Source organism: bacterium (genome assembly GCA_024224155.1).
Classification (GTDB): domain Bacteria; phylum Acidobacteriota; class Thermoanaerobaculia; order Multivoradales; family JAHEKO01; genus CALZIK01.
In genome coordinates this window covers 1-23,146 of record JAAENP010000113.1, presented here as the reverse complement: position 1 = coordinate 23,146, position 23,146 = coordinate 1, and the positions used below count along the sequence as shown (strand labels likewise).

The following is a 23,146-nucleotide window of genomic DNA, read 5'->3' as shown; positions in this document are numbered from 1 at the left end:
GCCCGACATTCAGGACGATCCGGAGGTCCCGCTCGAGCTGCTCACGGCGATGTTCGGCACCCTTTCGGGCCTGGTTCTGCTCGGCGGGCTGGTCTGCCTGGTCGGCGGTCGCTCGGCCATCCGCCTGCGCGGCTGGGCATGGGCGCTTGCCGGAGCGATCGTCGCCTTGTTCCTGGCGACTCCGGCGGGCGTCTTCGCCCTGATCCTGGTCATTATTGGCGAGAAGGCGTTCCTGGAGCGCGCGGCTCCGAGTGAGGCCTGACGGCAGAGTCTCGATGCCGCGGTTGCCAAGGGCCCGGTCTCGGTCCTAGGGGGGTCTCCCCGCGCGACCTCACGAAGGCTGCCAAGCCGTCCAGCTGCTCGCGCAGTACTCGTGCCACAGCGTCGGCCCAAGCGTCGAGGCCGCCGTCGACGCTGCCGGAGACGTTGTAGGTCAGGGTGAGTCGGGTGCCGGCGTCGACTTCCTCCAGGGTCCAGCTCATGCTGCCGGCAACGGCTTCGGCCTGGAGTGGACCCAACCCGCCGGATAGGCGCAGGAGCTTGCCCGGGTCGGCGTTCACTACGGTCAGATGGCGCACGCTTCCGCCGCTGGCAAGGGCCTCGCAAAAGCAGCCCTGCGCGCGGGCCTCGATCGAGAGGTTCGAGGAGCTGCCCGACAAGGTGTGGGCCGCGTCCCACCATTCGGAAACCTCTTCCGTGAGAGCTTGATAGACGTCCATCCGATTCGCTTCGAGGGTGGCCTCGTGTCGGATTGCGAAACCGCCTGCGCTCGAGCGCAGGACTCCGGATTCCTCGTCGGTGGCGGCCGCGGTGCCGGCGGATGCCGCCAGCGAGCAACTTGCGAGGGCAGCGAGAGCGAATCCGATTGTCGGGCGAAGCGCAGCCATATCCTCAGGAATACGCCTTGAGCCCGGGAAAGTTGCACATGCCTCTTCGAGCGGCTCCCTAGGTTTGATCCCGATCCATCCACTTGCCCACGTGGACGGGGCGGTAGCTTTCGAGAAGATCGAACATGGCACCTGGAGACTCGGCAACCTGGACGATCCCTCGATGCTCCCGTCGCAGGAAGCGCTGGTCGGTGGCGTGGTCGAGATAGGAGAGCAAGGAGTCGTAGTAGCCATTCACGTTCAGAATGCCGCAGGGCTTGGCATGGATGCCGAGCTGAGCCCAGGTGACGACCTCGGAGAGCTCTTCGAGGGTCCCCATGCCCCCGGGCATGGCGACGAAAGCGTCGGAGAGCTCGGCCATGCGCTGCTTGCGCTCGTGCATCGAGGTGACGACCTCGAGCTCGTCGAGCCCCTCATGGGCGATCTCCTTACCCATCAGCGCTCGCGGGATGACACCCACCGCGTGGCCGCCCACTGCGAGAACGGAATCGGCAACCGCCCCCATCAAGCCGACCTTGCCGCCTCCGAAGACCAGTCCGTACCCTCTCGACACCAACTCCTTCCCGAACGACGTTGCGGCGGCACGATATTCCGGCTTGGCCCCCGGGCTCGATCCGGTGAAGACACAGATGCGCTTCCGTGCTGCCGACATTCGCGGGATTATCTAACGAGTCGGGAGAGGACGCCAGGGCCCTAGAAGTCTTGCCCTCGCCAGGCAAAGAACAGGGTGCCGGCAAGACCGCAGGCGGCGGCGGTCAGGAGATTGGTGGCCGGCGAGATCTGCCAGAGGAATCCTGACGTCAGTGCGGCGGCCGAGACGACGACATCCCGGGCCAGGTAGTAGGCACCGAACATGGCGGCTTTCTCGCCTGTGGGCGCCAGATCCATGATCAGCGCCTTGCGAGTCGGCTCGCCAAATTCCTTGAGCCCCCGCACGACGAATGCGACGACGAGGACAGCGAAAGAATCGGAGAACAGGAGCAGCAGCGGGAAGATCGTGAAGAAACCGAAGGTCGTGACTACGAACGGTTTCTTGCTCGAACGATCGGCCAGGTAGGCGACCGGTAGATAGATCAGCGCGGCGCTCACCATCTCGACCGTCGTCAAGAGACCGAACTGAACGCCGCTGACCCCGACGTTGCGGATGCACCAGATGACCACATAGGCGTAGGGGATCTGTTCCGCGAAGCGCACCAGAATGTCGGCGACGAGCAGAGACCGAAGCGAGCTGCTCATTCGGCTCAGGACTCGAACCGGGTTGGGCTCTGCTTCCTCGGCGTGCGGCGCGGGCTCTTCGTCGATCAGGACCTGCTGAAAGACGATCGCGAGCAGTCCCAACAGCATCGCCAAACCGAAGGCCAGCCGAATCCCCGGAACGGTACCGAAGCGGTCGACCAAGATGCCACCGATGATCGGTCCAAGCGCCATCGGAGCCCGGCGCATGAGCGAGTGCATCGAAACGCCCATCGTGCGGCGATCGCGCGGCAGGCTCTTGTCGACCAGGCTCATGCTTGCGGGGAGCGAGATCGCCGACCAGGAAAGAAAGAAGACCGAACCTACGAAGACAGCCCACCACGTCGGAAACGCGATGACGATGGCGTAGCCGAGGAGAGCTATGAGATTGAAGACGAGCAGCGCCCGCTTGTAGCCGATGCGATCCGAAAGATACCCGCCGGGGAAGGAGTAGAGCGCGCTCAGCAGGTTGTCCATCGCGTTGAGGACGCCGGGCAGCTGGATCGCGGCACCCAGGGCGAGCAGGTAGATGGGCAGAAAACGTTCGGCCAGACGCTCGCCGAGCCCAACGAGCACCACCATCGCCAGCAAGGCCACCATGGAGCGCCTCAGGCCCAATACATCAGCCAGCCGAGCGAGACGAGATCGGGGGTCCACTGATCCCATGGCGGGGAATCTACTCGACCCAGTGCCGGGGCAGCCATCGCAGGAGGTGATACTTGTCTCGGAGCTTCTCGATTTCGGCTTTGTAGTCCGAAAGGGGTTGCGGGCCGAAGACCTGCTCCAGCTCGCGCCGTCGGAGCTTGCGTTCCCTAATCTCGAAGGTCATGAGGGCCCGGAGGAAGCCATAGATCAGGCGCGGTTGGGTCATCGGCCGCGGCACGACACCCAGCCGGCCGAGGTCGGCCACGACTTCGTCTCGGTAGCGGACCGGAGGCTTTATCTCGGGGAGCTCGTGCAATGAGATCCTGTCCGAGCTCCGGCGGGCGGCTCAGCGGGCTTGTCTCTTGGCGAGCTCGAGACGGTCGAGCACGAAGTTCTCGAGGCGCTCGAAAGCCCGGCTCTCGAAGCCCAGAAAGTGCAGGCCGGAGCAGTAGCCGATGGTCCCCACGTCGGTCTTGTAAGGCCGCGCATGGACGAGGACCGCCGAGGCCTCGAGCGAGTCCTCCGGACCTTTGTCCCCCGGCAGTGAGAAGCGAAACTGATGCAGCAGCGCACGCGGGGGAATCTGGCGGTCGGTCAGAAGCGCCGCACCTCCCGCGCTCAGGTTGGCGATCGTGCCCAAGCGCGGCTTATCCGATGCCTCGACCCGGTACTCTGCCGGCAACTCGATCTCGAGTCGCGGGTTGAGGCGACTTCGCTCCAGCACGGGGAGATCATATCGTGCCGTGGGCGGCGGCCCCGCAGCTCAGCGCTCGACCGGGCCGGTCATTTGCACCTCGACCGTCACGACCTCCTCCAATTGCAGGGCGACGATCTGGCCGGCTGGTAGCTCGGCATCTTTGCCCTGGGCTCGAGCCACGGCGACCGTGCCAGCGGCCGCACCAGCCGCAGCCCCGGCGAGGACGCTCTCGGCGCCGTCGCCACCGAGCACCCGGCCCAGGATGGCTCCGACGATGGCCGCGCCGGCAATCTTCTTCTTGTCCTTGCGCTTGTCGACTCCGAGCTCAACGAAGGACGCGCTGATTGCGATGGACTCGGTGGGCGACAGGACGAGGTGAGTGAACTCGACCTCGATCGATGCCCTGCCGCCGACCTTCTTGAGTGGGGTCACGCTCGTCACCCTGCCGAGGACTTCCGTGCCAGCCGGGACCACCAGAGTGCCGTCTTCCGCGGTCAGATCTTGTACCAGCCTGCCGGAAAAGGAGTCGCCCTCCCGATGGGTCGCGCTCGAGACCGTCTCTTCGAACTCGATCTCGAGCAGTCTCCCCGGCTCGAGTGAGGCCAGTACGAACTCGGGCTCGGCCGCCATCGCGTCGGCGACTTCCGGTTCGGAGGCGCCCGGAACATACGGGTCGGCCTCGTCAAGGCCTTCCGGGTCCGTCGCGCCGCTTGTGGCAGCGGCAGCGTCCTCGAGAATAGCCTCACGATCTCGCAGCTCCCGCTCCTGGAAGGCCAGATTGGATTCGTAGTTTTCGAGCTGCTTTTCGCGCGCCGCCAGCAGCCGCTCGCGCTCGGCGAGCTCGGTTTTGCGCCTGGCGTCTCGGGCCTTTTCGAGCCGGAGCGCTTCTTCCATGCGAAGTTGCTCCTCGCGAATCTCGAGCAGCGCCTCACGCTCGGCGAGGACCTTCTCCGCCGCCTCGTTGGCCGCCGCCTGAGCTGCCGCCGCTTCTTCAAGGCGTTCCTGGAGTGCTTGACTCTCTGCTTCTACCGCGGCGGCCAGAGCCGCCTGCTCGGCGGACGACGCCTCCTCCGCGCGTGGGCAGCCGACAGAGAAGAGGACGGCCGCACCAAGGACGGCAACCAGGGCGGTACGAAGCGTCAGGTGAAAGGGTCGAAGGGGCTTCATGGCGTTCTCCTTTGCTTGATTCTGTCAGTGCAAGTCCCGGGCCTACTCGTGCCGCCGCTGGTACGGGGCTTCCGATGAGGTGCCGGAGGCACCGGGTCTTCCCGCCGTCGCGATCGGAGGACACCTGGGCGTCCTGGTCTCGAGGCTGGTCAAAGCGGCTACGATAGACAGATGGGGAAGGGAAATCCGGCTCGCACCCTGCGCCGCCTGGAGGCTCTGAAGCTCTCCTATGGCGGCCGCTCGCGAGACGCCAAACTCGTGTCGTTGAGGGATTTGGAGCGGTCCGTGCTCGCCAACTCCTCGCAGGTCGTCCGTCTGCACGAGTTGCTCTGCTTTCTCCGCGCCTATCCGGACGACGCCGAGATTCTGGGCATCGTCGAGAGAATGCTCGACACCTTCGAGCTCCGTCGCGATCTCAAGCGCCACCGTCGGGAGCTCGACAGCAGCGGCATCGCGGGTACGACCATCTCCTACAGCTTTTTCTGGTTCACGGCCCTGTGGTTGGCCGAGCGCTGGCCGACCCTTTTCCGCGTCGAGTGGGATTGGTTCGAGAACCGGGAGCTTCTGGCCGCGAGGTTGGTCGTGCTGATGTCGTACAGCGAGAGTCTGGCACTCGAGGAGGTCTGGTTCGACGCGCGCGATTGGGTGGACCGGCTGAAGGGGCCCGACGAGACCGACGCCACCTTCATCGTGCGTTGTTTCGCCGGTCTTGGCGCGAGCTCATTCTGGCGCGAGCAGGTTTTCGAAGAACTGGATCTTCCGCTCCGCTTGGAGCCGGGGCCGACGACTCCCAACCGCAGCAGGGCGCGATACAGTTCTTCGCCCGTCGTCTATCAGGGGGCTCCGCTGGAGACCTCGAGGGACTCGTTCCCGGGAGCACTGCGACGCCCGCCCCGAGCGGTCCGTTCGATTCGACCTCGCGAGGCCGAGGAGCTCATTGCCCTTGCCCGCGAAGCGATGATCTCGCGCTCGCGCGATCTCGATGTCTTCATTCATGCCGACCGGCGCGATGTCCACCTGATGGATTGCGGACGCGGACTGCAATTCGTTTGCTACGGTGCGATACCCGAACGGCGCCAGATGCTTGATGCCGTGTACGGTTTCCTGATCCTCAAGAATGGCGTTCCGATGGGCTACTTCCTGTCCAGCGCGCTGTACAGCTCGGCACTGGTGGCCTATAACATCTTCGAGACCTACCGCGGCTCGGAAGCGGCCTACGTCTACGGCCGCGGCCTGGCGATGGTCAGGTACATGTTCGCCGTCGACAGCTTCGGGATCGAGACCTATCAGCTCGGCCACGACAACCCGGAGGCCCTCGAATCCGGCGCCTGGTGGTTCTACTACAAGCTCGGCTTTCGTCCCCGGGATCCGGAGGTCTCGCGGATCGTTGCCGGCGAGCTCAGGAAGATGAGGAAGAACCCACGCCATCGCTCGAGCATCCAGACTCTGAGGAAGATGGCGGCCGTGGAGGTGTATCTGCATCTCGGAAAGGCGCGTGACGACATCGTCGGCTTGATTGCCCGCGAGAACGTTGGGCTGCGCATCAGTCGCTATCTCGCGGATCGCTTCGGCGCCGACCGTGAGCTCGGGATCCGGACATGCGCCCGGGAAGCGGGGGAGCTCCTGGGAGTGCGATCGCGATCCGGGTTCACTCCCGGCCAGCGTCTGGCTTGGGACCGCTGGGCGCCACTCACGATGATACTGCCCCGAGTCGGGCGCTGGTCGAAGCGCTCCAAGGCCGCCCTGGTCGAGATCATCAAGGCCAAGGGTGGAGCTCGAGAGTCGGAGTTCGTCGCGCGCTTCGACCGCCACGCGGCGCTTCGCCGAGGTATTCTCGAGCTCGCCGAAGACGAAATCTGATAGGAAGAATCGATGCGGATAGAGACTTTGGATCTCGAGTACCAGAACACGCCGCACACCGTCGCCGCGTTCCTGGTTCTCGGAGATGGCGCTCCGGTTCTGGTTGAGACCGGACCGGCCAGTACCTTGCCGGCGCTCGAACGCGGTCTTGCCGAGCACGGCGTTGCGATTGGAGATATCCGTCACGTTCTGGTCACTCATATTCATCTCGATCACGCCGGCGCGGCGGGTTGGTGGGCCCAGCGCGGCTCTCAGGTCTACGTCCACCGCCGGGGCGCGCCTCACTTGATCGACCCATCGAAGCTCCTGGCCAGCGCCACCCGGATCTACGGAGAGTTGATGGACTCGCTCTGGGGCGAGGTAATGGCGGCGCCGGCCGAGCGCGTGACCGTAGTCGAGGACGGCGATGTGCTGGAGATCGAGGGCCTGCGCTTCTCGGTTCTCGAGACTCCCGGCCATGCCCGGCACCACCATGTCTATCGTCTCGAAGACATCGCGTTTACCGGTGATGCCGCCGGGATTCGCATTTCCGGCTCCGACTGGATCGATCTGCCGGCGCCGCCGCCCGAGTTCGAGCTCGATGCCTGGAAGTCGACGCTCGGAAAGCTCCGTCGTCAGGACCTGCGGGCCCTGTACCGAACGCACTTCGGACCCTCCGAGGATGTGGCGCAGGAGCTCGATCGGTTCGAAGAGCTGCTCATCGAGACCGTTGAGACCATTCGGAACCTCGCGGCGCGCGGGCTGGATCGCGAGGCGATGCTGGCTCGCTACACCGATTGGGTCGCCGACCGAGGCCGGGCTAGCGGTGCCGACGACGAAACGATGGGGGTCTACGCGATCGCCAATCCGCGCGACATGAGCGTTGACGGTGTATTGCGCCATCTGCGCCATCTGGACGGCTAGGCCGGAAGCGCGAGGTTCTCCCCACTGCGCTACCGATCCGATTCTCGTCCGCTGTCCGGCGTGCGCCTCTCGAGACGTCTGCCGTGGGTGATTGCGTTGTCCCTGATCGGCTGTGGGGGGGGCGAGAAGCCCGAGCTTGCGGGCGGACTGTTTCCAACCGGGCTTGAATCGCACAGTGTGCAAATGCACATTCACGGCCATTCGCACCACAATGGCGACCGGCGGGCGGGCTCGATGCAATGGCACTCGCATTTCGCGGCGGCGCATGACTTGAGCGTTCTGTGGTGGACCGATCATTCCGACATGTTCGACTTGAGCTCACCACTCGAGATTTCTTACGGACCCGAGCGGTCACCGAGGCCCCCGACCCGCCAAGAGCTTCGCCAGGCCGGGCTCGAGGCGGTGGCAGGGATCTCGGTGGGTCTGATCAAGGCACCGGCCGGGGAGGTCGAGTGGATCGAAGCGCGGGACCGCGAGGCTTCGGGTCGGAAGCTGCTGGTAGCTCGCTCGCGCCCCCAGGACCGCGAGTTTACGGAGTCTTTGTACGCGATCAGGGGTCCCAAGGGACCGCTGAAGGGCTTCCTCCTGCCGCGGCCCGTAAGCAGCGGGGCGCTCCTGACGATCGACATGCAGGCCGGCGAGCTCACTCCGGATGCCCGCATTAACATCGAGGTCGGTCTTTCCTGGCATCATCGGGGTGCGCCCCGACGGCACTTGCTTCGCTACCGCCTGGCTCCCGAGTGGGCCGCGCAGGGCCGCAGAGTAGAGAAGAAGACGACGGCGGTCTTCACGGTTCCAGTGCCTCGAGGTCGGACCCGGATGTCGTTTGATCTCGAAGAGGATGCCGAGCATCTTATCGATGGCACGGACAACACGATCACTAGCGTTCAGATCCGGCTGGGCTCGCGCAGGGGAGCCGAGGCCGCGTTGGAGATCTACGGCGTCGAGTTGTCGAGCAGCGACCCGGAGCCCGATCATCAGCTGAAACAGATTCGCGAATTCGCGTCAGCCTACGCGGCCGAATACGGCCATGCCCAGCACGTCGGCGTCGAGTTTTTTACCGAAGACGACGAATACATCCACATCAACGCGTTCCTTCCCGCCGGTGCTTTGACGGGAGATCTGGCCAGCGGTGATGAGACCACATGGGGCGACCCTGCCGAATTCGTCCGCCGGGTGCGCCAGCTCGGCGGCGTGACCTCGTTCAATCATCTCTTTGGAACGACTACGGGGCTGGGCAGGCGGAAGCAGGAGGAACGCAGGTCGCGCGCCCGGGCGCTCGACCTGCTCGATAACGGCGCCCATGGTGTTGACCTCTTGGAGGTGGGCTACACCCGCCGTGGGGGTGTGGGACTGGAGTATCATCTGCGCACCTGGGATCGGCTGACGGCACGAGGGCTCTACCTGTACGGGAATGGCGTCAGCGACTCGCACGGCAGCGAGTGGGGGCCGCGGATGAAGCCCAACCACTTCGCGACCTGGATCTGGTCCGAAGGCCCGGGGGCGGATCAGCTCATCGAGGCCATCAGGCGGGGACGGATGGTGTTCGGCGATCCCTTCGTCGACGTAGGCAGGTTCTATTTCAGGGTCGGCGACGCCGAGATGGGAGACCGGGTGGCTGTCCGCAAGGAGCCGCAAGAGCTTCGAGTCGCTGTCGAAGAGTGGTTCGAGCCGGCGAACCATCGGCTCTATCTGGTCCAGGCCCGAATCCGCCCGCAGAGAGAAAGAGTGCTCTACATGACCGGGATCACCCAGGCCGACTACCGTCGAGAGATCGTCGCCGACGAGCCGCTCACGGTAGACGTGAGTCGGCCCTGCTTCTTGCGCCTCGAGCTGTATGACATCGAGGGACGGCCGCTCAGGTTTACCAACCCGATTGTGTTCGATCGGAAAGAGTGAGTCCGGCGTGAGCTGCCCGATCGATGTCGCACTGGCGACCGCGATCCGGTTGTCGGAGCCGGATCTCGATCTTGAGCCATTGAGACAAGCGCTCCTCGGGAGCTCGAGCTGATTGAGCCGTCTCTCTACTTTGGTCAGTCCGCGCGGGCGCTTCGCCTCTTTGTCGACGCGATTCGGTTTAGAATGCCGGGGTCGGGTTAGAGAATTCAGTTTCTGAGCCGTGCCGGTGTCGGAGGCCAAAAGACAGGTCGGCGCGATGCAACAGAAACTGAATTCTCTATCCCACCCCCAGCATTCCTTCAAGCCACGACCGGTATCGCCACCTCGACCTCGAATTCGGGCGGCTCGATGATGTGGCGCTTGACAGCGCATTGGTCGATCGCGCGCACGACCGCGTCGCGGTACTTCTCAGGGAATTGGGCCGGCAGCTCGACGTTGATGACGATTCGCTCGACCCGCTTGCGGTCCGTGCCTGGGATCGCTTCGAGACCGACGCTCAGGTCTCGAGTGTCGATATTGCGCTTCTGACAGAACCGTAGGGCATACAAGCCGGCACAGGTTCCGATGGATGCCAGGAAAAGATCGAACGGCTGCGGCGCGGCGCCGGTACCGCCGTGCTTCTGCAGCTGGTCGGTCCGAACGACGTGGTCGCCGAACTCGGCGTTGACCGCGGCACCCCCGTCGAAGCTCATTCGCATCTCCATGCGCTTCAAGTGTGAAGCGGGGTTCGCCGGCCGGGAACACCCGAACGGGTAGGGACAGAGAGTGCTGAGGTGGGCGGAGGCTGTTCTCCGCGGCTCGGCGGTCTAGAGTTGCTGACTCCAGCCGAGCTGGAAACGGGCGCCGTCGGCAGTGAGGCGAAACTGCGAACGAACGTCGTCGAGCCCGAGCGCTCGTCCGGCGCCCCGATAGAAGCCCGAGGCGACATAGAGATCAGCCTCGGCGTAGGTGGGTGCCCCGCTAAGGACGACCTCGGCGGAGTGGCCGTCCTCTCCCAGGACGACCTCCATGTGGCCGCGGTCGTAGAAGCGCTGGTGCAGAATCGCAGCACGTTTGAGGAACCCGACGTAGTCTTTTCCCTGGGCGAAGCTTCGGTAGACGGTGTTGAGCACCCTCTCGGCGGAAAAGATGCCAACCTCTTCGAGACGGCTCAGGTTGCCGTTGAAAAAGAGGTCCGCGATGGTTCGGTTGACCAGCTCGTAGAGCTCGAAGGGGTACCACGCCGAATCCAGAATCGGAAAGAGCCCCTCGCGGTCCGTGAACTGCTCTCGGAGCCGGGTCTCCTCGCTCGCGCCCATTCGTTCACGTACGAAATCGAACTTGGAGCTGATCGAGCTCCCTTTGACCTGGTAGCCGCTACTCATGGACCGCGATTCTCTCACGTCTTCATCGCTCGAGAATCAGGGTGAGCGTCATTCGGGGAAGAAGATCTGCTCGATGGGCAGCGAGAACAGCCCGCCCAATTTGAAGGCCAGGGGAAGAGAGGGCGCGGACTTTCCGCGCTCGAGCGCGTTCACGGTCTGGCGCGATACGCCGAGTCGCTGGGCCAGATCGGCCTGTGACCAATCGCGTTCCGCACGCAAGACTTTGAGACGGTTCTTCACGGGACTTGGCTATGCATCGAGGCGGCGGACGGACTAGACCGAAGACTCGGTGTTGACGTTGCTGCCTTGCTGGAAAACCGTAAAGAAGCTCAGACTCACGGTGAGAACGAGACCGTCTCCCCAATGCGCGTTCTTCGCCGAAAACAGAAGCGCGAAAACGAATACTGTGAGCAGCCAGGCCATGACAATCGAGGTCGCTGTGGCCCTCGTCTGCTGCAGGTCTTCGAAGGGAGGGCTGGGGTTCGGGCGCGCCGATTGGAGCTCCTGGCGTTGGTGGTAGGCCCAGCCCAGCCAGCCCGCGCCGACGAGCAGGGTAGCGAGCAACCCCGCCGAGCCGCGAGCTGTGGAGGTCCAGCTGCTTGCCGTGACCAGAGCGCCCAGCGCCGCGGCCCAACTGCCGGCCCAGAACGCGACAAACAGGCGTTCGGCTAGCCTGCCACCGGGACCGAGACCTCGAGCCCAGATCACGCCGGCAACCAGCAGGACCGCGATCAGCCGCGCCATTGCCGACGCCAGCGTCGCGCCGTTTTCAAGCGCCAGCAGCACCAATGGCATCCAGACCAGAAACCAAGCGGCGGATGGCTCGCCGCAGCTTTGCCAGAGGTTGGAGGGTGAAAGAGTCGATGTCTTCATATGTCAAGTCCTCTTGATTAAAAAACAAGTAGAGTGGACTAAAGATAATGCAAACTGGACAAAAAGACAAGTAGACCTGATATCATCGGCTCAACCGATATAGTGCTGGGCAGCCATGCCCTTCGATCAGGACATCTCGGCCGAGTTCCCTTTCGAGCCACACTTCGTCGAGGTCCGGGGCTCCAAGATGCACTGCGTCGATGTCGGCATGGGCGGCGGTGACGGAGATCCGTTTCTCTTCCTCCACGGGAACCCGACCTGGTCGGATCTCTGGCGCAACGTGATTCCTCACTGCGCGCCGCTGGGACGGTGCGTGGCTCCGGATTTGATCGGTATGGGGAGGTCCGACAAACCCGAGATCGAGTACACGTTCTTCGAACAGGCTCGCTACCTGGACGAGTTGATCGAGAAGCTGGGACTCGACCGGTTGACCCTGGTGCTACACGATTGGGGCTCGGCGCTCGGACTTCATTGGGCGCGGCGGCACCCGGACCGGGTCAAGGCGATCGCCTTCATGGAGGCGATTGTCCGCCCGGGCAGGTGGAAGCAGATGCCCCTGCCGCTTCGGCTCATCTTCAAGCGGCTGCGCCATCCGAAGAAGGGCAGGAAGATGGCGGTCGACAAGAACATGTTCATCGAGATGCTGCTTCCTCAGGGCACCGCCCGCAACCTGACCGAGGAGGAGATGAATCGTTACCGTGAGCCCTACCTGGATCCGACGGATCGGGAGGCGGTCCGAGCCTGGCCAACGCAGATTCCCCTGGACGGCGAGCCCCCAAACGTCCATGAGGCCGTCGCCGGTTATTTCGAGTGGCTACAGGGCAGCGAGGTTCCGAAGCTGCTCTTCCACGTCGAGCCGGCCTTCATCATCCCGCCTGCCCTGGTGTCATCGCTCCGGCGGCGCCTACCGAATCTGGAGACCGTGGATCTGGGCCAAGGCAGGCACTTCACGCCGGAGGAATACCCGCACACGATCGGCCGCGGCATCGCCGACTGGTATCCGCGTGCGGTGGCCAGACGAAGCTAGCGATTTCAGCCGCCTCTGCCGTTCGAGAGACCCGGTTCCGATTCTGCAGGCTTCCGTTTCGCATAGAGTCCGTCGAAGGCGTCCTGCCAGGTAGCACCGCCGTCCTTGGAGATCTGCCAGTGTTGCCGCACGGTGCCGTCCGGGTTGTCGTGCCAGGTAATGCGATTGAGCACCGCTTTGCCTTCCCTGTCTTTGGATTCGCCTTCCAGGACCATCTTGCCGTCGGCGTAGCTACCTGCGAGATCGAGCGTCGTTCCGTTGCGCCAGACCCAGAACTGTTGCCAGCTCTTGGTCTGCGGGTTGTAGAAGTTGAAGCTTGACCCGGCGCTGCCGCCCGCTCCGCTCCAGGTCTCCTGCAGGACACAACCGTCCAGGATCGGCCGAATGGAATTGGTGCCGGCGATCTTGCCGTTCGCGGTGACATCCCACTCGCCGATCCAGAAATCAAAGTCCCTCGAGCGCTCGTCGGAGCAGGCGGGAGAGGTCTGGGCACTGGCGGCGGAACCGCCTAGAAACAGTAGGCAAAGTACGACAACGATTGATTTCATGGCTTGTGCTCCTTGCGGGTCGAGTTGGGGGCGAGCGCTACAATGATTGCCTATTCTCTACGAAGGGGGCTCCAGATGGTTCGAAGAAGTTCGTTGGCGGTGTGGCTCGTGGCGGGCGTCACGGCGGTGGCAGGTGCCGAGGCGGCGAAGAAAGGAGCCCCGGAGAAGCCCGCGGAGCCGGCAAGCAGGCTCAACGAGACGTTCCTGAAGGGTCTGCGGCTGCGAGGAATCGGGCCAGCGCTGATGTCGGGTCGGATCGCCGATATCGCCATTCATCCGGCGGACCAGAGTACCTGGTACGTGGCCGTGGGCTCGGGAGGGGTGTGGAAGACCGAGAACGCGGGCACCACGTGGATCCCGCTTTTCGATGGCCAAACCTCCTATTCGATCGGCTGTGTGACCGTGGACCCGAACGATTCAGAGACGATTTGGGTCGGCACCGGCGAAAACGTCTCAGGTCGGCATGTCGGCTACGGTGACGGTGTCTACAAGTCGGTGGACGGAGGCAATTCCTGGAAGAATGTCGGGCTCGGAGCTTCCGAACATATCGGCAAGATACTGGTCGATCCTCGAGATTCGCGCGTGATCCTGGTGGCCGCCGAGGGCCCACTATGGGCCGCCGGCGGGGAGCGAGGCGTCTATCGCTCGGCGGACGGCGGCGTGACCTGGAAGGCCGTGCTCGAAGTGGACGAAAACACCGGTGCGACCGACATCGAATACGACCCGCGTGATCCGGATGTCGTCTACGCGGCGACCTACGAGCGCCGCCGTCATATATGGTCGCTTCTCGCGGGCGGCCCAGGGTCCGGGATCTGGAAGTCCGAAGATGCCGGCTTGACCTGGCGGAAGCTCACTGGCGGCCTGCCATCCGGCGACCTGGGCAAGATCGGTCTGGCGGTCTCGCCTGTGGACCCGGACTATACCTACGCCACGATCGAGGCCTCGGAGGAGGAGCGCGGCTTCTACCGCTCGACCAACCGGGGTGAAACCTGGGAGAAGCGCAGCAGTTATCTTTCGAACGGTACCGGGCCGCACTACTACCAGGAGATCTACGCCTCGCCTCACGAGCGAGACCGTGTCTATCAGATGGACGTGTGGATGCACGTGAGTGACGACGGCGGCGAGTCCTTCGCCCAGATCGGCGAGCGCAACAAACACAGCGACAACCACGCTCTGGCGTTCGATCCGAAGGATCCGGACTATCTGTTGGCCGGTTCGGACGGCGGACTCTACGAGACCTTTGACCACGGTGGCACCTGGAAGTACCTGGCCAACTTGCCGGTGACCCAGTTCTACAAGATTTGCGTCGACAACGAGACTCCGGTCTACAACGTGATCGGCGGTGCCCAGGACAACGGTACCCAGCTCGGTCCGTCGAGGACTCTGAGCCTCCACGGAATCCGTAACCGCGATTGGGTCGTGCCCCTTGGCGCCGACGGTTACGCCTGTGCCGCCGACCCGGACGATCCGAACACTCTCTACGCAGAGTGGCAGCGTGGGAGCCTGGTGCGCTGGGACAAAGGGAGCGGTGAGCGGGTCTCTATCCAACCTCAGCCCGGTCTCGAGGACGAGCCCGAGCGCTGGAACTGGGATGCTCCGGTCATCGTCAGTCCGCACTCGTCGTCACGCCTGTACTTTGGCTCCCAGAGGCTCTGGCGAAGCGACGATCGCGGCGACTCCTGGCGACCCGTGAGCGGGGACCTCACCAGAGGACGGAACCGCTACGAGATGAAGATCGGAGATCGCGTGCGCGGTCTGAGCGAGCTCTACGACAACACGGCCATGTCCTGGTACGCGACCCTGACCGCGGTGTCGGAGTCGCCCCTGGTCGAGGGGCTACTCTACGCCGGGAGCGACGACGGGCTCATCCACGTCAGCGAAGACAGCGGTGGCACGTGGCGCAAGGTCGAGCGTCCGGCCGGCATTCCAGGCCTCGCTTTCGTGCAGGAGATCAAGGCGTCGGTCAACGACCCCGAAACCGTCTACGCGGTTTTCGGCAATCACAAAGTGGGAGATTTCAAGCCCTACCTGGTCAAGAGCTTCGATCGCGGGCGGACCTGGCGCTCGGTGGCGGGCGATCTGCCGGATCGCCACATCCTCTGGTCGATCGTCGAGGACCACGTGAACCCCGACCTGCTCTTCGTCGGCACGGAGTTCGGGATCTTCGTCACCGTCGATGGCGGTGTGACGTGGACCCGGCTCGCGGGCGGTGTTCCGACGATAGCCTTTCGAGATCTCGAGATTCAGCGCCGGGAAAGCGACCTGATCGGCGGGACTTTCGGGCGGGGCTTCTACATTCTCGACGACTACTCGGCGCTGCGCACCGTTGACGAGGACACCCTGGCAGAAGAAGCGATTCTGTTTCCGGTGAGAGACACCTGGTGGTACGTGCCGGCGAACACCATGGCTACGCGCGGTATCGCCTACCAGGGCACCGGCCACTACCTTGCGGAGAATCCCCCGTACGGAGCGGTGTTCACCTACTACCTTCGAGACGATGTCAAAACGGCGAAGGAACTACGCGCCGAGCAGGAGAAGGAGCTCCGTGAGCAGGGGAGCGATGCTGCCTTCCCCGGTTGGGAAGTCCTCCGTGCCGAGGGACTCGAGCACGATGCGGCAATCGTCATGACCGTGCGGGATCGCCATGGGACGGTGGTGCGGCGACTGACAGGCCCGGCCAAATCCGGCCTGCATCGAGTAGCCTGGGATCTTCACTACCCACCCGTGGATCCGATCGACATTGAAGCTCCGCGAGAACTGGCGCCATGGGCGAGTCCGCCCATGGGCCCTCTGGCGGTTCCCGGCAGGTACTCGGTCGAGTTGGGACTTCTGAGCGGCGCCGAGCTTCGGCGCTTGGTGGAGCCCCGGGATTTCGAGCTCAAAGAGCTCGAGAACCGATCCCTGCCCGGGCAGGACCCGGCCGCGAGTTTGGCCTTCGCCCGTGACGCCAGCGATCTGAATCGTCGCGTGGACGGCGCCGCGGAAGAGCTCGAGAAAGCCGAGCGCAGGGTCAAGTACCTGGAAAAAGCTCTGGTTGAGACACCCGCCGCCGAGCTGACGATTCTCCAACAGATCCGGGCCTTCGAACGCGGCCTGGCCGACGTGCGACTGCGCCTCCTTGGCGACCGGGTGCGCAGCCGATATCGAGAGCCGTCGAAGCTCTCGGTTCGAGGCCGCGCCGATCTGGCCGCTTCCGGAGTCGCCAACTCACGCTACGGACCGACCGGCACCCAGCGCGAGCTTCTCGAGACGGCCATGGCCGAGTTTGCCGAGGTTGGAGCCCGGCTGAAGAAGCTGCTCGAGGACGACCTCCCCAGGATCGAGGCCGCCCTCGAGGAGGCCGGGGCGCCCTGGACTCCGGGTCGCCGGCTGCCGGAGTGAAGACGGCCTTCGGCCGCGTACCGTAAGACCCTATCGCGCGACCATCTCCACTTCTACCACGGACTGCTAGGGGCCGACCTCCTCCTCAGAGCCGGTGGAGCCGGTCTCGTCGCCGGCAACCGTGGGGCCGACCATGCTGCTCTGCAGTTTCGAAAGATGGTCCACGATCGCGTTGTGGAACTCGGCGATATCGGCGATCTTGCGTTTCCTCAAATCGAGGTATTCGGGGCAGCTCTTGCACTGGAGTCGAGTGCGGTCGAACTCGTGGATGCGGTTGATCAGTGCCGCGGTCTCCGAGGTCAGGCCCGAGATCTGGCCACGGATCTCGCGTCTTTCGCTCTGGGCGCTGCGAGCCAGCTGATTGCCCGTTTGCAGCTCGGTCCGCGCTTCGCTCAGCAGTAGGCGAGTGTCCTCGAGCTGCTGCTGCAGCGATTGATTGCCTTTCGAAAGGTCCCGAAAGCCGGCGATCAAGAGACGTTCGACTTCGTCGATCTGACCGCCGACCTCGGATTCGATGACCTGCGGAACCGCAGACCGGATCTCGTTGAACTTGAGCTGGATGGTGTCGAGGCTCATTGCGGTAGCCGCCTCCTGCTCCTGCAGGCGAAGCCCGTCCTGATGCTCCCAGGTGTCGAGGCGATCTCGCCATGCGACGGCATCGGCGCGCGTGCGTTCCAGGTCTTCGTTGCAGGTTTCCAGCTGAGCCTGGACTGCCCTGTGCGTGGATCGTGGCGTACAACCGATCGCAGCGATCGAGAGAAGCAGGAGAATACTCGCGTAGCGGGACATCTGACCTCCGTCCGGTAGTTTCTGGAACGGGCCGAGCCTATGGGCGGCTCCTGCCGCCTGTCAACGAGTGCTATCGTCCGGGCACCTGGAAACTCGGGCTAGGAGGATAGAGATGAAGGAACGCAAGAAGCCGGAGACCCTGCGTTTGAGCTCCGCATTGCCGGGTCTGACCGTCAACGACCTGGAGAAGAGCATCGCCTGGTACCGGGACGTGATGGGCTTTGTGGTCAAGGAGGAGTTCCGGCAGGACGGCAGAGTAGTCGGCGCCAGCGTGCGGGCGGGAGCTATCGACTTCATGCTCGGTCAGGATGACTTCGCCAAGGGCAGGGACCGCGACAAGGGAGTCGGGTTTCGGATGTACTGCGAAACCAGGCAGAACGTTGACGAACTGGCTGCCGACATCAAGGCTCGCGGAGGAACGCTCCTATCCGAGCCGACGGACCAGCCCTGGGGGTATCGAGACTTTGCCATCGAGGACCCGGATGGCTACAAAATCTCGATCGCCAAGCAGCTCGAAGGGGGTTAGGAGTCGGCAGGGGACGCGGGCAAAACCAGTCGGGAGGGGACACCTTCGGAAAGGTGTCCCCGAGGGGCTAGACCACGGCGCCGTGGGTTTTGGGCGTGTATCCGGAGTCCTGGAAAACCTTCCGGAAGTCCGAGTTGCCCATTCTGCGGGTCAAGATCTCGGTCAGGATGTCGCGATAGTCGATGGTGATCTGAAGGTCCTGGTCTTCGAACAGGTCATTGGCACCGAGCCCGGGCCAATTGGTCAGCACCTGTCCGCCGTTGATGCTCGAGCCCATCGCCAACATCAGCCCGCCGTGACCGTGGTCGGTCCCCTGACTGCCGTTCTCGAAAACGTTGCGTCCGAACTCGGACATGGCCACGGTTACGACATTACGGGCGTTGGAAGCCTTCATGTCCCTGTAGAAGGCCGCCAGCGAGTCGGCGAGGTCTTGCAGGAGGTACATCATCGAGCCGTCGAGATTGCCTTGGAAGTCGTGGGTGTCCCAGCCATCGAGGTCCAGCGCAACCGCTTCGACTCCGACGTCGCCCTTGATCAGTGCGGCCACCGATCTCATGGCATAGCCGAATTCCGAATCAGGGTACCTGGCTCCACCCTTGGGCTTGTATTTCGTGAAGCCGATCTTCTTGAGTGTGTCTACGGTGCGAAAGGTGTCCGATGCGGAGGTCTTGAGCGGCTCCGTGGCGTATTTGTAGATTTCTTCGAGTACCACCTTGCGTTCTCTGCGCGTCGCCCCCGATCCCTCGAAGCCGAAGTCGGCGAGGTCGGAGATGGGCAGGGCCTTGGGGGCGCCGACCAGAGTCCGCTGCAGGCCGAATCCGATACCCACGGCTCGCAGGACACCGTCGCGCAGAGTGGGCGCCGTCGCTGCCAGGTGGCGGCCGAGCCAGCCGGTGAAAACGGACGGTGGCGGATCGGCATCGCCGACCTCCATGAAGTGCATGGCGTCGAAGTGAGATCGATTCGATTCCGGAAGCCCACAGGCGTGGACCACCAGAAGCTCGCCGTCCGTGAAGGCGTCCATCAGAGCGGCCATCGTGGGCGGAAAGCCGAACCTTCCGTCGAGGTCGAGGGCGGGCACGCCCGAGCCGCTGTCCGGAGGAGCAACCGCGATGGTGGGTCGCAGGTCGTAGTAGGCCGGTTCGGTGAACGGCACGCACATGGACAACGAGTCGACGCCGCCTCTCAGGAAGATCGAGACCATGACATCCCGGGCGGAATCGTCGGCCTGCGCATAGGCGACCCGAGGCAGCCAGGACGGGGCGACCGTGGCGGCCACCAGGCCGGCGGAGAGTCCGACGAACTGCCGGCGCGACAGGTCACGGTATTCGGCGCACCCCTTGCACTTGTGTTCGCTCATGGCGCTTCTCCTCGCTCTAGTAGCTCTGAAACTCGGGAGACGCGATCGCGATACCGATTGCCTCCCGCATTCGCTTCGGGTTCATCGTTCCGGCTCCGAGAAACTCTTCGATGCCGATCTTGGTTTCTTCGGTCATGGTTCCATTGAACATCCTCTGGTCGATGCGCTTCGCGAAGCGCTTTGGTGACAGGGAATCGTCGAGCAGGTCGGGATCCACTCGAATTCCCGACTCGCGCGAGTCCGGCATCGAGGCGGCGAAGTTCCAACGCGGCAGGATGAAGCCGGACCAGTAGGTCTCGTCGTCCGGGTAGCCGTCGGGGGAAGACCAGGCGAAGGGGAGGTGGCCGGAGAGCTCGAGTTTCTCGATCACGTACCCGAGCTCGTTGATGTCCGCCGAGGCCGCTCTGATCGCCGAAACCACGAGGTGTTGCGGTCTTTTGAGCTTGGGTTTCGCCCGCTTCATGTTCTTCTTGGAAAGCACTGTCTTCATCGTCGAACGGATGTTGCCGCCGCTGTTTCTGAATTTGCTGGCGGCGCGCTTGATCGAGCGCTTGTCAGGGTCGTAGCCCTGGAAGAATCGCAAGAGCTTGAGGCTGATGAACTCCGCGGTCTTGGGATGGCCGGCGAGTAGCGCGATGACGTCCAGGCCGTCCTCTTCACCTCGCCCCGACCTGAGCTTTGATCCCATCACCCGCTTGGACCGCTGATCGTGGTTGAACCTCTCGAAAACAAACGTGCCCATGTTCGGGGTTTCGTCATACACGTTCTGAAGCGTCCAGCCGGTGAAGCAGCGGGCGACCTCCCGCACATCCTTCTGGCTGTAGCCGCCGTCGACTCCGACGGTGTGCAGCTCCATGAGCTCGCGGGCATAGTTCTCGTTGGGATGGCCGCGGACGTTGGAATCGTTGGTCAGGTACTCGAGCATCGCCGGGCTGTGAGCGCTGGCCGAAAGCAAGGTGCGGAACTTGCCCAGCGCGTGGGGCCGCACGACCTCCCGATCATCGGTGGATTTGAGGAGATAGCCGTGGTTGGCCAGAATGTCGATGGAGAAGTGATCGGACCAGAACGCCACCATTCGCTCGTAGAGCTGGCGGGGGCTGTAGGCGGCCCTCAACAGCTTGGCGACGATCAGCTCGATGACCGCCCTGAACTCTTCTCCATCGCGGGCGAGTTGATAGGGAGTCTTGGCCAGGGTGGGCAGGGCTTCGTTGAGGGCGTCCTCGAAGCCGCCGTCGTCGATGGTCTCCGGATGAAGCTGCCGATCCAGGAAGTCCTTGTAGCCGAGTTCGGCGACCTGGGCCATTTCGACAAGAGTCATGCCGGCCGTGACTCGCTGGACGAGTCGCTGCTCGGGAGTGACCTTGCTCGAGGCCGGCTTGGCCGTCTTCATGACGGTTCGTCGGGCTTTGGCGACGGTTTTTCTCTGCTCCTTGACCAGCCAGCTCGGGATCAGAGTCCGCCCCGGCAAGGCGCGCAGCCCCCGACGTGGCAAGGCCATACGCTCCGCTCCGAAGAATCCGGGGGAGTAATGTCTCGCACGGGCCATCGCAGCCTCCTTTCGGTTACCCCGAGTCGGCCGCAACGGGCTCGAGTAGGCCGACCTAGTGGCATGGGATTTAGCGCCTCACGATATCGCAAAGGCCAAACGGCGTGTGCCGAAGACTCCACAGTAGTCCGGAATCTCAAGTGTCTCGGGCCTTACGAGCCCCGTTTCAAGGACGCTCGGCAGGCGGCGGAGGTTCCCAGCAGGTGGTGCGTGTAGCATTCGGGACATGGCACAAGACAACGCTTCGCCGGGCGGACGGCTTCTTGCTCAATGGAAACGGCTCGAGGGCTTGCCGGGCGGCAAGGCTCTGTTCAGCTACCTGGTCGGCAGGAGTGCTCCCTACACCGGAACGATCGGCGCGCGAATCGAGGAGTTGAGACCGGGCTACGTGCGGGCGCGCCTGCGGGATCGAAACAGGGTACGCAACCACCTCAACTCGGTCCACGCGGTGGCGCTCGCCAATCTGGGCGAAGTCACCAGTGGCCTGGCGACCCTGACGGCGCTGCCGCCGAACGTGCGCGGCATCGTCACCGAATTGGCCACGGGCTACAAGAAGAAGGCAAGGGGCACTTTGGTGGCCGAATGCCACAGCGAGGTTGCCGAGGTCACCGAGCCGGTCGAGCAGCGCGTCGAGGCGGTGATTCGAGACCAGAGTGGCGACGAGGTTGCTCGGGTGCGCGCGACCTGGCTGTTGAGTCCACGAGAGAACGGCCATGGTTGAACCGGCCGTGGCCAATCACCTCGAAACCGAGTTCACTCGAGACGTCGCCGTCGACGTGCCCTTGATCTGCGGACCGATGTATCCGTGCTCGAATCCCGAGCTGGTGGCGGCGGTGTCGAGCGCAGGAGGCCTGGGCGTCTTTCAGCCGATTTCTTTGACCTACGTTCACGGGCACAAGTACCGGGACGGCATCCGCCTGATGCGGGAGCTCGCAGACGGCAAACCGATCGGAATGAACGCTCTGATCGAGAAATCGTCCAAGCGCTACATGGACAAGATGATTCACTGGGTCGAGACCGCCGTCGAGGAGGGGGTCCGGTTCTTCATCACTTCGCTTGGCAATCCGAAATGGGTTTGCGACCTGGTTCATGCCGCCAGCGGCGTCGTCTACCACGACGTGACCGAGAGGAAGTGGGCCGAGAAAGGGCTGGAAGGTGGCGTCGATGGTCTGATCGCCGTCAATAAGCGAGCCGGCGGCCATGCGGGCGCCAAGAGCGTTCGGGAGCTCTATGACGAGCTGGCGGGTTTCGGCGTGCCGGTCATTTGTGCTGGCGGCATCGGCAGCGACGATCGATTCGTTGAAGCGCTGGACATCGGCTACGCGGGCGTGCAGATGGGAACTCGCTTCATTGCGACGACCGAGTGTGCTTCGGCACAGCCCTACAAACAAGCGATCGTGGACGCAGACGAGGACGACATCGTGCTGAGTGACCGGATCACGGGTGTGCCGGTTTCGGTGATCAGGACCCCGTACATCGAGCGCATGGGGCTCGAGGCCGGTGCTTTCGCCCGCTGGATGCTGCGCGGCCGCAGGCGCAAGCACTGGATGAGAACGATCTATGCCCTGAAGTCTCTGTGGCAGCTCAAACGCGCGTCACTGGACGAGCAGGGAACCAAGGACTACTGGCAGGCAGGAAAGAGCGTAGCTGGTGTGACCGGCATCGAGCCCGCCGGAGACGTGGTTCGACGCTTTGCCGAGGCGGCCCGGGAAGCCCGGACAGCCTGACCGATCGTTCCTTGTCCGGCTCTAGCTCCTGTAAACCAGGCCGAGGCCCAGCCCCATGATCGTGACGGCGATCAGCGAGCTGCCGCCATGGCACCAGCTCAAGAAGTAGGGAAAGCCCTCGATCACCAGGGCCGAGTAGAAGTTCGAGAAGAAGAAGACCAGACCGAGGTAGAAGCCGAAGGTCGCGCCGCCCTTCCAGCCGTCGGCCCAGCATTTGCGCGTCTTCGCGAAGAGCACCGCCGCGAAGCAAGCGATGAGAATGGCCGTCGCGAAAAAGTACACGGGACTAGCCTGCGTCTGGCTGAAGACCTCCGGGTACTTCATGTAGGTATTGCGCAGAATCATGCCGTGCGTGACGTAGTCGGCCAGGGTCGCGAGCACGCCCCCAACGAGGCCTGCCAATAGAGCCTTGGTCCAATTCATGCCGTCTCCTTTCCCCCTCCCTTGGGGATCGATTGTTTTCCTGGGCCGGGATCGCGGGCATTGTAACCCAAATCGTCACACGAGGGCCGTTCGGCTTGCAGGTCCAGCCGGTAGACTCCGCGTGATGGCATGGCGTGGCAGCAGAGGTCCGCGACGGGCGCTCGTCTTTCTGTTTATCGGGTTGGTCTATCTCGGTTGGCAGTGGGCGAGAGAGGGCCGAGTTCACATTGGCGATTTCGTGCTCTGGCCGCAAGCTCCGGTGTCATCCGAGGCCGGCTCAGTCCTGGGGTC

The 23,146-nt window shown here is 63.7% G+C and carries 24 protein-coding genes; 9 read left to right on the top strand and 15 right to left on the bottom strand.

The window, feature by feature from the left end:
* Nucleotides 1-262 (top strand): hypothetical protein (locus GY769_06370; protein ID MCP4201545.1); only part of this gene is annotated, 262 nt, incomplete at its 5' end.
* On the opposite strand, the gene GY769_06365 is transcribed toward GY769_06370, so the two are convergent.
* From GY769_06365 to GY769_06340, 6 genes are read right to left on the bottom strand one after another with little or no spacing between them, the layout of a single operon-like run.
* Nucleotides 213-887: an SRPBCC domain-containing protein gene (locus GY769_06365; GenBank protein MCP4201544.1), complete on the bottom strand. Its 675-nt coding sequence runs from the start codon at nt 885-887 to the stop codon at nt 213-215. The genes GY769_06370 and GY769_06365 overlap by 50 nt on opposite strands.
* A gap of 58 nt (nt 888-945) precedes the next feature.
* Nucleotides 946-1,539 (bottom strand): TIGR00730 family Rossman fold protein, encoded by a 594-nt coding sequence (locus tag GY769_06360; GenBank protein MCP4201543.1) that lies wholly within the window; start codon nt 1,537-1,539, stop codon nt 946-948.
* 41 nt (nt 1,540-1,580) lie between these two features.
* On the bottom strand, nt 1,581-2,786 hold the full coding sequence (locus GY769_06355) for an MFS transporter (GenBank protein MCP4201542.1): 1,206 nt from the start codon (nt 2,784-2,786) through the stop codon (nt 1,581-1,583).
* Nucleotides 2,787-2,796: 10 nt separating this feature from the next.
* On the bottom strand, nt 2,797-3,081 hold the full coding sequence (locus GY769_06350; GenBank protein MCP4201541.1) for a hypothetical protein: 285 nt from the start codon (nt 3,079-3,081) through the stop codon (nt 2,797-2,799).
* A 30-nt stretch (nt 3,082-3,111) separates the two neighbouring features.
* A complete protein-coding gene (locus GY769_06345) occupies nt 3,112-3,489 on the bottom strand; it encodes a PilZ domain-containing protein (protein ID MCP4201540.1) in 378 nt (125 codons plus the stop codon).
* A gap of 39 nt (nt 3,490-3,528) precedes the next feature.
* Complete coding sequence (locus GY769_06340) at nt 3,529-4,629, bottom strand: hypothetical protein (GenBank protein MCP4201539.1); 1,101 nt, start codon at nt 4,627-4,629, stop codon at nt 3,529-3,531.
* 171 nt (nt 4,630-4,800) lie between these two features.
* Between GY769_06340 and GY769_06335 the strand changes: the two genes are divergently transcribed.
* The 3 genes from GY769_06335 (at nt 4,801) to GY769_06325 (ending at nt 9,291) form a co-directional block, all read left to right on the top strand.
* Entirely contained in the window at nt 4,801-6,489 is a 1,689-nt protein-coding gene (locus GY769_06335; protein MCP4201538.1) for a hypothetical protein, read from the top strand.
* 12 nt (nt 6,490-6,501) lie between these two features.
* Entirely contained in the window at nt 6,502-7,392 is an 891-nt protein-coding gene (locus GY769_06330) for an MBL fold metallo-hydrolase (protein ID MCP4201537.1), read from the top strand.
* 177 nt (nt 7,393-7,569) lie between these two features.
* Nucleotides 7,570-9,291 carry a hypothetical protein gene (locus GY769_06325; protein ID MCP4201536.1) on the top strand — a complete coding sequence of 574 codons (1,722 nt, stop codon included), beginning with the start codon at nt 7,570-7,572 and terminating at the stop codon, nt 9,289-9,291.
* A gap of 299 nt (nt 9,292-9,590) precedes the next feature.
* Here GY769_06325 and GY769_06320 read toward each other — a convergent pair whose 3' ends face one another.
* The 4 genes from GY769_06320 to GY769_06305 all read right to left on the bottom strand — a co-directional run bounded on the left by GY769_06320 (nt 9,591) and on the right by GY769_06305 (nt 11,528).
* Nucleotides 9,591-9,989: an osmotically inducible protein OsmC gene (locus GY769_06320; protein ID MCP4201535.1), complete on the bottom strand. Its 399-nt coding sequence runs from the start codon at nt 9,987-9,989 to the stop codon at nt 9,591-9,593.
* A 108-nt stretch (nt 9,990-10,097) separates the two neighbouring features.
* Entirely contained in the window at nt 10,098-10,655 is a 558-nt protein-coding gene (locus GY769_06315) for a hypothetical protein (GenBank protein ID MCP4201534.1), read from the bottom strand.
* 48 nt (nt 10,656-10,703) lie between these two features.
* Complete coding sequence (locus tag GY769_06310) at nt 10,704-10,895, bottom strand: helix-turn-helix transcriptional regulator (protein MCP4201533.1); 192 nt, start codon at nt 10,893-10,895, stop codon at nt 10,704-10,706.
* 33 nt (nt 10,896-10,928) lie between these two features.
* The gene (locus GY769_06305) at nt 10,929-11,528 is read right to left on the bottom strand and encodes a hypothetical protein (GenBank protein MCP4201532.1); all 600 of its coding nucleotides are present in this window, start codon (nt 11,526-11,528) and stop codon (nt 10,929-10,931) included.
* 115 nt (nt 11,529-11,643) lie between these two features.
* On the opposite strand from GY769_06305, the gene GY769_06300 reads away from it, so the two are divergent.
* Nucleotides 11,644-12,555, top strand: coding sequence for a haloalkane dehalogenase (locus tag GY769_06300; protein MCP4201531.1), 912 nt, complete (start codon nt 11,644-11,646; stop codon nt 12,553-12,555).
* Between the two features lie 5 nt (nt 12,556-12,560).
* Here the strand turns inward: GY769_06300 and GY769_06295 are convergent, their stop codons facing one another.
* Nucleotides 12,561-13,103 carry a hypothetical protein gene (locus tag GY769_06295; protein ID MCP4201530.1) on the bottom strand — a complete coding sequence of 181 codons (543 nt, stop codon included), beginning with the start codon at nt 13,101-13,103 and terminating at the stop codon, nt 12,561-12,563.
* A gap of 75 nt (nt 13,104-13,178) precedes the next feature.
* On the opposite strand from GY769_06295, the gene GY769_06290 reads away from it, so the two are divergent.
* A complete protein-coding gene (locus GY769_06290; GenBank protein ID MCP4201529.1) occupies nt 13,179-16,484 on the top strand; it encodes a glycosyl hydrolase in 3,306 nt (1,101 codons plus the stop codon).
* A gap of 66 nt (nt 16,485-16,550) precedes the next feature.
* On the opposite strand, the gene GY769_06285 is transcribed toward GY769_06290, so the two are convergent.
* Nucleotides 16,551-17,273 (bottom strand): hypothetical protein, encoded by a 723-nt coding sequence (locus tag GY769_06285; protein ID MCP4201528.1) that lies wholly within the window; start codon nt 17,271-17,273, stop codon nt 16,551-16,553.
* A 112-nt stretch (nt 17,274-17,385) separates the two neighbouring features.
* Between GY769_06285 and GY769_06280 the strand changes: the two genes are divergently transcribed.
* Entirely contained in the window at nt 17,386-17,799 is a 414-nt protein-coding gene (locus GY769_06280) for a VOC family protein (GenBank protein ID MCP4201527.1), read from the top strand.
* Nucleotides 17,800-17,866: 67 nt separating this feature from the next.
* On the opposite strand, the gene GY769_06275 is transcribed toward GY769_06280, so the two are convergent.
* Nucleotides 17,867-19,159: a DUF1501 domain-containing protein gene (locus GY769_06275; protein ID MCP4201526.1), complete on the bottom strand. Its 1,293-nt coding sequence runs from the start codon at nt 19,157-19,159 to the stop codon at nt 17,867-17,869.
* A 16-nt stretch (nt 19,160-19,175) separates the two neighbouring features.
* Complete coding sequence (locus GY769_06270; protein MCP4201525.1) at nt 19,176-20,705, bottom strand: DUF1800 domain-containing protein; 1,530 nt, start codon at nt 20,703-20,705, stop codon at nt 19,176-19,178.
* Nucleotides 20,706-20,931: 226 nt separating this feature from the next.
* On the opposite strand from GY769_06270, the gene GY769_06265 reads away from it, so the two are divergent.
* Both GY769_06265 and GY769_06260 read left to right on the top strand, forming a co-directional pair.
* A complete protein-coding gene (locus GY769_06265; protein ID MCP4201524.1) occupies nt 20,932-21,426 on the top strand; it encodes a DUF4442 domain-containing protein in 495 nt (164 codons plus the stop codon).
* Nucleotides 21,419-22,432 (top strand): nitronate monooxygenase, encoded by a 1,014-nt coding sequence (locus tag GY769_06260; GenBank protein ID MCP4201523.1) that lies wholly within the window; start codon nt 21,419-21,421, stop codon nt 22,430-22,432. Before GY769_06265 ends, GY769_06260 begins: the two co-directional genes overlap by 8 nt.
* A gap of 21 nt (nt 22,433-22,453) precedes the next feature.
* On the opposite strand, the gene GY769_06255 is transcribed toward GY769_06260, so the two are convergent.
* The gene (locus GY769_06255) at nt 22,454-22,855 is read right to left on the bottom strand and encodes a DUF1761 domain-containing protein (protein MCP4201522.1); all 402 of its coding nucleotides are present in this window, start codon (nt 22,853-22,855) and stop codon (nt 22,454-22,456) included.
* Nucleotides 22,856-23,146 lie beyond the last annotated feature (291 nt).

Bases quoted from the DNA above. Each gene is read 5' to 3' on its own strand.
- GY769_06275 (MCP4201526.1), bottom strand. From the start codon at position 19,159: ATGAGCGAACACAAGTGCAAGGGGTGCGCCGAATACCGTGACCTGTCG.
- GY769_06300 (MCP4201531.1), top strand. From the start codon at position 11,644: ATGCCCTTCGATCAGGACATCTCGGCCGAGTTCCCTTTCGAGCCACAC.
- GY769_06285 (MCP4201528.1), bottom strand. From the start codon at position 17,273: ATGTCCCGCTACGCGAGTATTCTCCTGCTTCTCTCGATCGCTGCGATC.
- GY769_06340 (MCP4201539.1), bottom strand. From the start codon at position 4,629: ATGAAGCCCCTTCGACCCTTTCACCTGACGCTTCGTACCGCCCTGGTT.
- GY769_06280 (MCP4201527.1), top strand. From the start codon at position 17,386: ATGAAGGAACGCAAGAAGCCGGAGACCCTGCGTTTGAGCTCCGCATTG.
- GY769_06290 (MCP4201529.1), top strand. From the start codon at position 13,179: ATGGTTCGAAGAAGTTCGTTGGCGGTGTGGCTCGTGGCGGGCGTCACG.
- GY769_06315 (MCP4201534.1), bottom strand. From the start codon at position 10,655: ATGAGTAGCGGCTACCAGGTCAAAGGGAGCTCGATCAGCTCCAAGTTC.
- GY769_06365 (MCP4201544.1), bottom strand. From the start codon at position 887: ATGGCTGCGCTTCGCCCGACAATCGGATTCGCTCTCGCTGCCCTCGCA.
- GY769_06270 (MCP4201525.1), bottom strand. From the start codon at position 20,705: ATGGCCCGTGCGAGACATTACTCCCCCGGATTCTTCGGAGCGGAGCGT.
- GY769_06355 (MCP4201542.1), bottom strand. From the start codon at position 2,786: ATGGGATCAGTGGACCCCCGATCTCGTCTCGCTCGGCTGGCTGATGTA.
- GY769_06335 (MCP4201538.1), top strand. From the start codon at position 4,801: ATGGGGAAGGGAAATCCGGCTCGCACCCTGCGCCGCCTGGAGGCTCTG.
- GY769_06360 (MCP4201543.1), bottom strand. From the start codon at position 1,539: ATGTCGGCAGCACGGAAGCGCATCTGTGTCTTCACCGGATCGAGCCCG.
- GY769_06305 (MCP4201532.1), bottom strand. From the start codon at position 11,528: ATGAAGACATCGACTCTTTCACCCTCCAACCTCTGGCAAAGCTGCGGC.
- GY769_06255 (MCP4201522.1), bottom strand. From the start codon at position 22,855: ATGAATTGGACCAAGGCTCTATTGGCAGGCCTCGTTGGGGGCGTGCTC.
- GY769_06260 (MCP4201523.1), top strand. From the start codon at position 21,419: ATGGTTGAACCGGCCGTGGCCAATCACCTCGAAACCGAGTTCACTCGA.
- GY769_06320 (MCP4201535.1), bottom strand. From the start codon at position 9,989: ATGCGAATGAGCTTCGACGGGGGTGCCGCGGTCAACGCCGAGTTCGGC.
- GY769_06265 (MCP4201524.1), top strand. From the start codon at position 20,932: ATGGCACAAGACAACGCTTCGCCGGGCGGACGGCTTCTTGCTCAATGG.
- GY769_06330 (MCP4201537.1), top strand. From the start codon at position 6,502: ATGCGGATAGAGACTTTGGATCTCGAGTACCAGAACACGCCGCACACC.
- GY769_06295 (MCP4201530.1), bottom strand. From the start codon at position 13,103: ATGAAATCAATCGTTGTCGTACTTTGCCTACTGTTTCTAGGCGGTTCC.